The sequence below is a fragment of the Methylobacterium sp. E-025 genome, assembly GCF_022829705.1.
In the GTDB taxonomy this organism is placed as follows: Bacteria; Pseudomonadota; Alphaproteobacteria; order Rhizobiales; family Beijerinckiaceae; genus Methylobacterium.
The window spans coordinates 1-8518 of record NZ_JAKSYR010000193.1 but is presented as its reverse complement, the minus strand read 5'-3'; the positions used below and the strand labels follow the sequence as shown (position 1 = coordinate 8518).

The following is an 8518-nucleotide window of genomic DNA, read 5'->3' as shown; positions in this document are numbered from 1 at the left end:
TGCTACGCAAAGCGGCCGAGCGAACCGTCGAGGGATTGTGGTCGGCCATCGGACGTCTCGTCGACACCGTCACACCTGACGAGTGCGCCAACTTCTTCGCTGCCGCTGGATACGGACCAGATTAAACCGAAAACGCTCTAGGGCCGGCGACAGGATCGTGTCGGAGGCGTGCTCGACCGAGGTGATCCGAAGGTTCCCGGATGGCTTCTCCCGTAGGGCCGTCAGGTCGGCGAGCCCAGCTTCGATCCCGTCGAAGTGCGGCCCCACCGTCCGCAGCAGACGCTCCCCCGCCTCTGTAGGCGCGACGCTGCGGGTGGTCCGGGTCAACAGGCGTAGGCCGAGCCGGGTCTCCAGGGTGCGGATCGTGTAGCTCAGCGAGGGCTGGGACACACCGAGCTGGGCGGCGGCCCGGGTGAAGCTCCGTTCCCGCGCGACAGCGAGGAAAGCGATCAGGTCGGTCACCGTCTCCCGCGCCATTCATAAATCCTGTCTATAGGTACATGCAGGTTCTACCACCTAATCGTATGACCACGCATCCCTTAGGTTCCGTTCGAGCACAACGAGCACATAGGCGATCGTAGGGGACACCCGGCCTTCGCCCGCGCAAGGGGCCGAACGATGAACCCGACCTATGACTTCACAGGCCAGGTAGCTCTGGTGACGGGCGCCAGCACCGGCATCGGCCTCGCCACCGCGAGGGCATTCGCCGAGGCAGGTGCTTCCGTGGCGATGGCGGACGTCAATCCCGACGCGCTGCGTAAGGCGAGCGAGGGCCTGACGGCCGCCGGCCACCGGGTGCTCGAGATCAACTGCGACGTGTCCGACGAGGCCCAGATCGCCGCCATGGTCGCCGGCACCGTAGCGGCGTTCGGCCGGTTGGACATGGCATTCAACAATGCCGGCGTGGTCGGGCCGAATGGCGACATGGCGGACGAGACCGCGGAGGCGTTCGACGCGGTGACCGCGATCAACCTGCGCGGGGTCTGGGCCTGCATGAAGCACGAGCTGCGGCACATGCGGGAGCGGGGCTCGGGCTGCATCGTGAACTGCTCGTCGCTGGGCGGCCTCGTGGGGCAGGCGGGCCGTGCGGCCTACCACGGCACCAAGCACGGCGTGGTCGGCCTGACCAAGAGCGCGGCGATGGACTACGCGCCCCGCGGCATCCGCATCAACGCGGTCTGCCCCGGCGTGATCGACACTCCGATGTCGTCGGGCATGGATGCCGACCAGATCAAGGGGATCATGCGCGACCAGCCCATCGGCCGGCTCGGCAGACCCGAGGAGCTGGCCGCGTCTGTCCTCTGGCTCTGCAGCTCAGGCGCCAGCTTCGTCGTCGGCGTCGCGCTGCCTGTTGACGGCGGCTTCGTCGCCCACTGACCCAGTATCTTAGGCCCGCCCCCATGAGCACGAACGACCCCGCTACGGGTGGCCGCCGCGCGCCCGACCGACGCGACTTCCTCGCCTACGCCTCCCTCGCGGCCGCCGCAATGGTCGTGGCCCGACCGTCATGGGCCGCGTCGTCAGGCAGCTCCGACACCACACTCAGCACCGGCGCCGACACGCGCCCGCAAGGAACCGGAAAGATGATGAAACGGAAGCTCGGCGGCCTTGAGGTCTCGGCCATCGGCGCAGGATGCATGAGCATCAGCGCCAACTACGGCCCTGCCGCGGACAGAGCCCAGGGCATCGCTACGATCCGTACCGCCTTCGAGAAGGGCGTGACGTTCTTCGACACGGCCGAGGTTTACGGCCCTTGCGTGAACGAGGAACTCGTCGGCGAGGCACTTAAGCCCTTCCGCGACAAGGTCAGGATCGCCACCAAGTTCGGCTTCGCCATCGACGGCACCATCGGCCGAGACAGCCGTCCCGAGCGGATCCGCCGCGTCATCGAAGGGTCTCTGAAGCGTCTGCGGACCGACCACGTCGATCTCTACTACCAGCATCGCGTCGATCCGAACGTGCCCATTGAGGACGTCGCCGGCACGGTCAGGGATCTGATCGCCGAGGGGAAGGTGCTGCACTTCGGACTATCGGAGGCGAGTGCCGGGACCATCCGGCAGGCGCATGCGGTCCAACCCGTCGCGGCGGTCCAGACGGAATACTCGCTCATCGAACGAAGCCCCGAACGCAATGGGGTCCTGCAGGTCTGCGAGGAACTGGGGATCGGCTTCGTCCCCTGGGGGCCGGTGGGGCAGGGCTACCTGACCGGAAAGATCGACGAGAAGTCCCGCTTCGATCCGAAGACAGACATGCGATCTGGCTTCCCCCGTTTCAGCCCAGAGAGCTTGGCGGCGAACCGACCGATCACCGCGTTCGTGCAGGAGTTTGCGGCGAGGAAGGGGGCGACGCCATCTCAGATCGCCTTGGCATGGCTGCTGGCCCAGAAGCCTTTCATCGTTCCGATCCCCGGCACTCGCAACATCAAGCATTTTGTCGAGAACCTAGGTGCCACTGACGTCGTGCTGACCCCGGACGATCTACGTGAGATCGCCACCACCCTAGCCTTGCACCCCTTCCAAGGCGGTCGGATGAATGCGGAGCAGATGGAGCAGGTTGAGCCCTGACCCGAGTTTCCAGGGTCGCCCTCCCCGCCCTAAGAGCAGACGTTCCCAAGGCCCGTAATGGGTCGAGAGCGGACCCAACCGGGGGGCCAAGCGTCATATTTCCCACCTAGCCTTCGTTCAGGACTAAGAGAGAGCTTTTGGCTGGGCCTAGCAACTCTAATCCTTGATCCCGCCAACTTCGGGATCGTCAACATTTTCAATCGCCGCCCATACCTCATCGTGGAGCAAATCATCATCTAGTTCTGGGTCGATTAGATCTAAACCCGCTGTTCGCGCATCCGCTTTTAGCTTTACTATTTCCGCAGCAGTCCGCTCACCTATTCTATCACCCCATATCGGGTCATTATGGATGTTTTCCGAGATCCAATCGCGCATGAAACCCGATGCGCTTTCCGCCATGGCCTACCTCCCTGCTTGGCGCCAAGCGTAGGCTACGAAGAGGAAGCAGGGCAGCGAGCGGAATGGAAACCCGAGCCAACCCCGGCATCCCCTTGAAGTAATAGCCCAGTGATTATGTAATCACATAACTACATGAAAACGTAGTTTCGCTAGTGCATGAGCATGCAACTTCCGATAAAACGCATTCTCGGAAGGTTAAAGAAGGCGCGATCGCAAGGGCCGTGAAAGAATGAAGCCAAGGCAATGAGCACGATCCTGGCGATAGACGGGACGCGAGGCGGGTGGCTTCCGGTGAAGCCGGCCTACGGTTCACCTTGCAACGGTTGCGGCTACTGCTGTGCAGCCGAGCCGTGCGCTATCGCGCTCGAACACATTCCCGGTCATCCGGCCGAGGGACCGTGCCTCGCGCTGGAGTTCGAGGGGGGGCGGTTTGTCTGTGGCATGATCCGCCGGCCGGGCCACTACATGGGCCTTCCGAACGATTGGGCAGATGGCCCGATCGGCGGCATGATCGCGAATGCGCTCGGTGCGGGCAGAGGGTGCGATGCCGAGATCTGAAACTCTGCCGTCGCCCATCAATACCTCGCCCAGCCCTAGCAGCCACCTACCTGCCGTCGCGCTCGCCCTGGTGCGAGACTACCAGCGCGCCTCGAAGGCCAAGGCCACGATCCGTGCCTACAAGTCAGATACGGCAGCCTTCACGGCATGGTGTGAAGGCCATGGGGTCTTATCGCTGCCAGCCGCGCCCGAGACAATCGCCGCGTTCCTCTCGCATGAGGCGGCGGCCGGGCGGGCCTCATCCACGATCGGCAGGCGGCTCGCGGCTATCGCCTACGCCCATAAGCTCGCTGGACTGCCAGACCCCGGCGCGCACGAGACGGTGCACGCGGTCATCAAGGGCATTCGGCGCCGCCCTGACATGGAGATCCGGCAGAAGACCGCCGCGACTGCCGAGGTGCTGGCCGCCATGCTCTCGCACGCTCCGCCTGGGCTTGCGGGGAAGCGGGATCGAGCGCTGCTCGGACTCGGGTTCGCGGGTGCCTTCCGGCGGTCGGAGTTGGCAGCGCTCCTCGTCTCCGACCTGACCGATCACGTCGATCGCCTGCGGGTGCTGATCCGGCGATCGAAAACCGATCAGGAGGGCAGGGGGACCGAAAAGGCGATCCCGCACGGTCGGCACGTCCGACCGGTTGCCTTGGTCCGGGAATGGCTCGCCGCGGCCGAGATTACGGACGGGCCGGTGTTCCGGCCGGTGTCGCGGTCAGGCCGGATCAGAGCTGAGGCGCTGACGGATCGCAGCATCGGGGACATCGTGAAGCGGTACGCTGGGGCCGCAGGGTTCGACCCGGCGGCGTTCGGTGGGCACAGCCTGCGGGCCGGGTTCGTGACGACGGCGGCCGAGCGCGGGGCCGATCTTGTCTGCATTATGGAAGTGTCGGGCCATCGAGACCCGAGGACCGTGCTCAGCTACGTTCGGAGGGCGAACGCCTTCAAGGACCACGCGGGGAGCAGCTTCCTATAGAGCTAACGGGCGCTACCAAACTCCCATTGAATAGCAACAGCAAGTTGAAGTTGCGGCGTATTCCGGTTGAGCCCGAAGCCCACGGCGACGCCCAGGATGGCATGTTGGCTTCTCAGCCGATGCCGAGCCCCAACCTGTACGAGGCTGTAGTCTGGGAGTCCCAGTTCCTGCTGCTCGCAGGCATAAGTCGCGACAAGCGCAGTGTCGCGCGAGACCGCCTGCCCAACCGAGGCATTCACTAGGTAGCGGGTCGTTCTCTCGCCCGGTGCTGGGTCGAACCGATAAGCGCCCCCAAGGTTCAGGCTGACGCCGAGAGGAAACTCGCCGCTCTTGAGCGTCTTGCCGAAAAGCGCTGTTCCTTCGCTCTCGTAGGCCGTACCACCCGGACCGTAGAGTGCGCGAACACGTCCGAGCAGACCGATGATAGGCATCGCTCCGCTCTCGTCCGTAAGCTGGTAGAGCGCCCCCAGACGCGTCGTACCACCGAGGTTGGCCCTGTCGCCCCCCTCAGAGGATCCAGAAGTGTCCGCGCTGACCGTCCCTAGTCGACGACGGATGTCGAGATTGCCGTAGGCACCTGTTTGACCGACCCTCACATCGAGCTTCGGCGCCACACCATAGCTTAGCTCGGTTTCCGCCCCTGCTGTGCCGGGTACACGCCCTGATGCTGCCCGCTCATATGATCCGACGAGGGAGAAGTTCGCCTCACCCGGCGACGTAGCGTGAGGATCGGAAACCTCGAACGGATCATCGGCCAGCGTGATGGGCTCGTCCTGGGCACGCGATGCGCCGCCAGACCCTATCAAGAGCGTTAGGATTGCCGCTGCTAGTTTGGGGAAGCGGACGCGCATCGCTTCTCCTATGGCCGTCACCTCCCTCAGAACTCGACGCCGAAGCGGACGCGCAGGTTATGGCGCGAGAACTGGTTAAGGTTGAACGCCCGGTCCGCGAAGTCCGGGTCGCGGTCGTGCCCGAAGACTTGCGTCGAGTAGGCCAGGGTGAGAAAGCCCTTTTCCATGACCTGGTAGTGCAGTACGGGCCCTACAAACACAGCATGGCCCTCGAAGCGGTTCAGGAACGCGCCGTCATAGGCGCGCATGTACCGCGCCTCCGGTCCGACGAAGACGCTCTTTCCTAGCTTAGCCATAAGCGTGCCCGAGACCGACAGCGTTGAGGATCGGTCCACTTCGCCGGAGCCCTTCAGGCGACTCACCTGAGGATCGTAGATCAGGTTGACGCCGCCCCAAAGCTTGTCCGGCACGAGCCGCGCGTCGGCGATCAGGCGGGACTCGACGCTGAACACGTCCGCCCCCTGACCTTCGATGGGCGTGATGCGCGCGTACTGCGGCTCAGCCTGTAGGGCAACGCTGAACGGCCTGTCGTCGGTGCGCTTGAAGAACTGGTACTTCAGCTCCAGCGAGCCGCCGTTGAACGTCCCAAACGACTTGTCTGGCACCCCCACAATGTTGCGGCTGTCCCGCGTGTCGAACCAGAGGCCCGGTTCGATGCTGAAGTTGTCGGTGGGGTCGTACTGGTAGCTGATGACGGGCTGGGCGGCGCCGTAACCTGACCTGTTGGGTCCGTCACGGCGCTTGCTGAAGCGTCCGATGGCGTCGAAAAGGACTTCCTGCTCGCCCTTCTTGCCGGTGTCGGTTCCCTCGGTGAAGCCGAACAAGTTCTCGGTGTCGACCTTGTCGGGCTCGTCGCCCTTCCTTTGGGTCTCCGGCCCGCCCTTCTGGTTTCCGCTCCCCGTATCCTGTCCGGCCTGGACGGGCGCGGAGTTGGCGAGCAGGCCCAGCAGCAGCAAAGCCGTGAGGAGGGACGGCTTTGCTGAAGGCGACAATGTCCGCATGCCCGGTTCTGGAGGAAGAACTCACCTTAGCTGCGCCACATGATCCCGGATGCGGCTTGTTCGCCACACTGCTGCTCCATCCACGATGGCGATGCCCGCGGGCCTGAAATAAGTCCAGGAACCATCCGGCTGTACGGGTAAATGTTATGCTCAGCCCGGATCACGACGCGGCAGTCGCCTACCGGACGCAGCTTGCCCGGCGGGTGGAGGCTGGGGAGATGCCGCCTCGGCAGTTCGAACGCGAGAGTGCACGTACCCTGGAACGCGTGAAGTTGGGTGAGCCCGGGGTCTACCCCCTCCAACCTCGGCCGGGAATGGGTGCGCAATTTACTGCCGCATACCTGAATATTAATCCGCGGCAGGATTAAAACTTCACAGATAGTTAGCAATTGATCATACTGCCTACGATATTTTGTCTAGTCTACTCTGACCGGAGTTCCGGTGAATATACTATCGACCGGTTCCGTTGGTTGTTGCCCCCGATCCAGCCGACGGAACCGTGTTTTGATGGCGCCGGCAAGGTTCAGCTACTATGTCTTTCAGCTTCATATTAGTTTCATCTTACTGCATGGTAGCAGCCATATTAATCGCTGCAACGATCTGGCCTTAAAAAACGATCGTCTCTAAAGTCCTCGTTTCAAACTAACATAAAAGCGACATAGGTCATAATTTATAAAGGCAGATAGCATGCCGGGAAATGAATATCTTATTGCTGGTTTGGCAATTATGACCCTGATGGTGGTCATTGTAGTCGCATCTGTGCTCCGTGGCAGAGTAGCGAAGTCTAAAGGCAATCCCGAACGCTCAAGCTTCGTAAAAGATCACGGTGAGGCACCGCGTCCAAACCGGCCTGGCACAGAGCACTGATAGTCGCAAGGAAGATATCTATGCCGCGTTATTTTATATCGACATCAGATCAAGCACAGGTACACGAGAAGGAAGGGCTTGTTCTTTCCGGCCCCGACGAACTCGCACTAGTCTTGCGCCAGACGCTGGCAACAATGCTTCACGATGTAGAAAAAAATAAAGGAAGAACAATTTTTACGGCAAACGCTCATGATGCGTATGGAGATTGCGTTATGGACGCCAGGGTCACCATGATGGCGCGCAAGTTGTAAAGCTATCTTCTTATAGTAATCGGATTTGTAACTGATACAGTTTTGTGTTAAATCTCGCATCTATTTCTTCTCGTCGAGAATGCAGGTGTGTTCGAGCTTGTGGATCAGCAGGTTCGAAGACGTTTGTTGTCTCGCGAGGAACGGTATCGCGGCATCCGAGCGGGAGGGGGCCTGCAACGTGGCTACTTCAGTCACGCTTTTCGGTGCTGGCGCAGCCATCGCGTGGCCTCCTCCAGCGTGGCGAAGATCGGCGCTGACACTCCGAAGAGACGTCCGAAGGCCGCCTCCACGAACCAGCCCGGGCCCACCTCGTGCTCGGGGGTATCGAGACGCACCAGCACGGCGATCAGCAGGCCGTTGGCGAGGACGAGACGCCCTTCCCGATCCGGGCTGCCCGTGTCGACCATGATCGGCTGCAGCACGAGCAACGTCTCAACGTTGTCGCGCGCATCCATTCCTAGCTTCCCCGGAGCTGGCTCAGCCATGGCTCGCTTCGGCGTGCGCCCCAGCGGGTGTTCTTGAGGTGGAGGTAGTTGGGCGTGAACCCGCAGAACGCCTTGAGCTGCTCGACATCGTGGATTGTCAGAACCCGTCGTTTGAGCGTGATCAGCCCGAGATCACGCAGCTCGCGGAGCGTACGGTGCACGTGAACGGCGGACAAGCCCATCGTGTCGGCAAGCTCGGGCTGCGTGAACGGGAAGGGGTAGCTATCGTTCGTGACTTTTCCCACCGCATCGAGCCGAACCAACAGTTCGCAGAGGAAGTGAGCGATACGTCGCTCCGGGGTACGACCACCAAGGTTGACCAGCCACTCGCGCAGCACCGCCTCATCGACAAGGGCACACCACCAGAAGGCCCGAGTGATCTGCGGATGGGCCTCGGTAATCTCCTCGATTGCCCGACGCGGGATGTCGACCACATGGCACGGGGAGATCGTACCGATGTTGTGGTCCATCTGGTCGAGGATGAACACGTTGAGGTCGCAGAAGTCCCCTGGAACCATAAGCGCCATGATCTGGCGTTTACCGTCCGGGAGCACCTTGTAGCGGCAAGCGAGGCCATC

10 protein-coding genes and 2 pseudogenes are annotated in these 8518 nt (G+C 62.3%); 6 read left to right on the top strand and 6 right to left on the bottom strand.

The annotated features are described in order from the left end of the window. A pseudogene (locus tag MKK64_RS26865) lies at nt 1-125 on the top strand (IS630 family transposase); the annotation flags it as partial. Between the two features lie 7 nt (nt 126-132). On the opposite strand, the pseudogene MKK64_RS28180 reads toward MKK64_RS26865, so the two are convergent. Continuing rightward, nucleotides 133-477: pseudogene (locus tag MKK64_RS28180) on the bottom strand (LysR family transcriptional regulator); the annotation flags it as partial. A gap of 141 nt (nt 478-618) precedes the next feature. Here MKK64_RS28180 and MKK64_RS26855 point away from each other — a divergent pair. Together MKK64_RS26855 and MKK64_RS26850 are read left to right on the top strand one after the other, a co-directional pair. Next, the gene (locus MKK64_RS26855) at nt 619-1377 is read left to right on the top strand and encodes an SDR family NAD(P)-dependent oxidoreductase (RefSeq protein ID WP_243938769.1); all 759 of its coding nucleotides are present in this window, start codon (nt 619-621) and stop codon (nt 1375-1377) included. 23 nt (nt 1378-1400) lie between these two features. After that, entirely contained in the window at nt 1401-2564 is a 1164-nt protein-coding gene (locus MKK64_RS26850) for an aldo/keto reductase (RefSeq protein WP_243938767.1), read from the top strand. A gap of 156 nt (nt 2565-2720) precedes the next feature. Here the strand turns inward: MKK64_RS26850 and MKK64_RS26845 are convergent, their stop codons facing one another. Next, the gene (locus tag MKK64_RS26845) at nt 2721-2963 is read right to left on the bottom strand and encodes a hypothetical protein (protein ID WP_243938765.1); all 243 of its coding nucleotides are present in this window, start codon (nt 2961-2963) and stop codon (nt 2721-2723) included. Between the two features lie 243 nt (nt 2964-3206). On the opposite strand from MKK64_RS26845, the gene MKK64_RS26840 reads away from it, so the two are divergent. Together MKK64_RS26840 and MKK64_RS26835 are read left to right on the top strand one after the other, a co-directional pair. Continuing rightward, entirely contained in the window at nt 3207-3521 is a 315-nt protein-coding gene (locus tag MKK64_RS26840; RefSeq protein WP_243938763.1) for a hypothetical protein, read from the top strand. A gap of 70 nt (nt 3522-3591) precedes the next feature. Continuing rightward, the gene (locus MKK64_RS26835; protein WP_243938761.1) at nt 3592-4485 is read left to right on the top strand and encodes a site-specific integrase; all 894 of its coding nucleotides are present in this window, start codon (nt 3592-3594) and stop codon (nt 4483-4485) included. A gap of 2 nt (nt 4486-4487) precedes the next feature. Here MKK64_RS26835 and MKK64_RS26830 read toward each other — a convergent pair whose 3' ends face one another. Together MKK64_RS26830 and MKK64_RS26825 are read right to left on the bottom strand one after the other, a co-directional pair. Next, the gene (locus MKK64_RS26830) at nt 4488-5336 is read right to left on the bottom strand and encodes a hypothetical protein (protein ID WP_243938759.1); all 849 of its coding nucleotides are present in this window, start codon (nt 5334-5336) and stop codon (nt 4488-4490) included. A gap of 26 nt (nt 5337-5362) precedes the next feature. Beyond that, entirely contained in the window at nt 5363-6337 is a 975-nt protein-coding gene (locus MKK64_RS26825; RefSeq protein WP_243938757.1) for a hypothetical protein, read from the bottom strand. An 887-nt stretch (nt 6338-7224) separates the two neighbouring features. Between MKK64_RS26825 and MKK64_RS26820 the strand changes: the two genes are divergently transcribed. Beyond that, on the top strand, nt 7225-7455 hold the full coding sequence (locus MKK64_RS26820) for a hypothetical protein (protein WP_243938755.1): 231 nt from the start codon (nt 7225-7227) through the stop codon (nt 7453-7455). A gap of 191 nt (nt 7456-7646) precedes the next feature. Here MKK64_RS26820 and MKK64_RS26815 read toward each other — a convergent pair whose 3' ends face one another. Beyond that, entirely contained in the window at nt 7647-7910 is a 264-nt protein-coding gene (locus MKK64_RS26815) for a hypothetical protein (protein WP_243938753.1), read from the bottom strand. A gap of 2 nt (nt 7911-7912) precedes the next feature. After that, a partial coding sequence (locus MKK64_RS26810; RefSeq protein ID WP_243938751.1) for a Crp/Fnr family transcriptional regulator occupies nt 7913-8518 on the bottom strand: 606 nt, incomplete at its 5' end.

Coding starts and splice junctions, on each gene's coding strand:
- MKK64_RS26855 (WP_243938769.1), top strand. CDS start 619: ATGAACCCGACCTATGACTTCACAGGCCAGGTAGCTCTGGTGACGGGC.
- MKK64_RS26850 (WP_243938767.1), top strand. CDS start 1,401: ATGAGCACGAACGACCCCGCTACGGGTGGCCGCCGCGCGCCCGACCGA.
- MKK64_RS26845 (WP_243938765.1), bottom strand. CDS start 2,963: ATGGCGGAAAGCGCATCGGGTTTCATGCGCGATTGGATCTCGGAAAAC.
- MKK64_RS26840 (WP_243938763.1), top strand. CDS start 3,207: ATGAGCACGATCCTGGCGATAGACGGGACGCGAGGCGGGTGGCTTCCG.
- MKK64_RS26830 (WP_243938759.1), bottom strand. CDS start 5,336: ATGCGCGTCCGCTTCCCCAAACTAGCAGCGGCAATCCTAACGCTCTTG.
- MKK64_RS26825 (WP_243938757.1), bottom strand. CDS start 6,337: ATGCGGACATTGTCGCCTTCAGCAAAGCCGTCCCTCCTCACGGCTTTG.
- MKK64_RS26820 (WP_243938755.1), top strand. CDS start 7,225: ATGCCGCGTTATTTTATATCGACATCAGATCAAGCACAGGTACACGAG.
- MKK64_RS26815 (WP_243938753.1), bottom strand. CDS start 7,910: ATGGATGCGCGCGACAACGTTGAGACGTTGCTCGTGCTGCAGCCGATC.